We start from the raw sequence: 1,306 nt of genomic DNA, 5'->3' as shown, positions 1-1,306 counted from the left end.
CGGAGCTCAGTGACGGGTGGGCGATGGTGCGGATCCGGGACGCGCTCGGCGGTGCGCGGCTGCGCGGCGAGACGCCGTGGTCCGCGCTGGGCGGGCTCGGCACGGAGCTGCGCGTCGACGAGCTCCGGGACCTCGCCGCCGCGCTCGCGCTCGTCGCGGAGGACGGTGCGAAGGTGCGCGACTCGCTCGCGGCGCGCGCGGGCTCGATGCGTCGACGCGAGCTCGCGGAGGCCGAGGGGAAGGCGGGCGAGAGTTCCGAGTCGATGCTCGTCGCGCAGCTGCTGCTCGCCGTCGGCTTCCTCGTCTTCCTCCTCTACCCGGCGCTGCAGAGCGTGCTGGGCCAGACATGACCCCACGGCACGGCCGCACGGGCCGCGACCGCACGACACGGACACTCGACACAGGACGGTGCTGACATGAGCTTTCCCCACCGGGGAGTCTGGGACTACCTCGTCATGGAGCTGCGACGCCGCTACCAGCGCGCCCGCCTTGCGGAGGACGCCGGTGCGTCGGTCATCGAGTGGGTCATCATCACGGGCGTCCTCGTGCTGCTCGCGGGCGTGGTCGGCACGGTGATCTACAACCTCGCGAACGACGCCGCGGAGTCGATCGAGATGCCCGACGCCCCGGGCGGACCGTGACCGCTGGGCTCCTGACCCCGGTCCGCCGACGGCTGCGTGCGTCCGCGGGCGCCGGGGGCGACCGTGGCGCGAGCTCGATCGAGCTCGCGTTCTACACCCCCCTGCTCATGCTCGTGATCCTCGTGACGGTGCAGTTCGCGCTCACGTGGCACGGCAACCAGCTCGTGGGTGCCGTCGCGCGGGAGACCGCCCGCGTCGTGCGGACCGGCGGCGGCACGCCCGAGTCGGAGACGGCCGCCCGCGCCCGGGCGGTCGAGTTCGCCGAGCTGATCGGCGGCGAGAACCTGCAGGACCTCGACGTCGAGATCAGCCGGCCGACCCCGGACACCGTGCGGGTCGAGGTCTCGGCCCGCTCGAAGGAGATCGTGCAGGGCCTGGCGCCGCGCGTGAGCGCGCTCGTGCAGGGGCCCGTCGAGCGGTTCCGGGCGGACCAGTGACGCGCGCGGCGGACGGACGGAGGAGGACCACGGTGGGACGGACCGTGCGGGGCGACGACCGCGGCTCGATGGCCGTCGAGGTCGTCGTGCTGATCCCGGTGCTGCTGCTCGTGGCGCTGCTCGTCGTCGCCGCCGGGCGGTACGTGTCCGCCGAGGGCGAGGCGGAGGCGATCGCGCGGGACGCGGTGCGCGCCGCGACGCTCGAGCGCGACGGCGCGAGCGCGCTCG

At 74.5% G+C, this 1,306-nt stretch carries 3 protein-coding genes and 1 pseudogene; all 4 read left to right on the top strand.

From position 1 onward, the window contains the following. Positions 1-350: pseudogene (locus HGA02_RS19445) on the top strand (type II secretion system F family protein); the annotation flags it as partial. Positions 351-416: 66 nt separating this feature from the next. After that, the gene (locus HGA02_RS19440; RefSeq protein ID WP_246248115.1) at positions 417-641 is read left to right on the top strand and encodes a hypothetical protein; all 225 of its coding nucleotides are present in this window, start codon (positions 417-419) and stop codon (positions 639-641) included. Next, positions 638-1,078, top strand: a complete 441-nt coding sequence (locus HGA02_RS19435) for a TadE/TadG family type IV pilus assembly protein (RefSeq protein WP_343035640.1) — start codon at positions 638-640, stop codon at positions 1,076-1,078. Before HGA02_RS19440 ends, HGA02_RS19435 begins: the two co-directional genes overlap by 4 nt. Positions 1,079-1,110: 32 nt before the next feature. After that, a partial coding sequence (locus HGA02_RS19430) for a TadE/TadG family type IV pilus assembly protein (RefSeq protein WP_210728830.1) occupies positions 1,111-1,306 on the top strand: 196 nt, incomplete at its 3' end.

The sequence above is a fragment of the Cellulomonas septica genome (assembly GCF_012396155.1).
Classification (GTDB): Bacteria; Actinomycetota; Actinomycetes; order Actinomycetales; family Cellulomonadaceae; genus Cellulomonas; species Cellulomonas septica.
The sequence above is the reverse complement of the archived record's forward strand: the minus strand, read 5'-3'. Positions and strand labels throughout refer to the sequence as shown.

What these genes read in the sequence shown, in the direction of transcription:
- HGA02_RS19440 (WP_246248115.1), top strand. Translation starts at nt 417, where the DNA reads ATGAGCTTTCCCCACCGGGGAGTCTGGGACTACCTCGTCATGGAGCTG.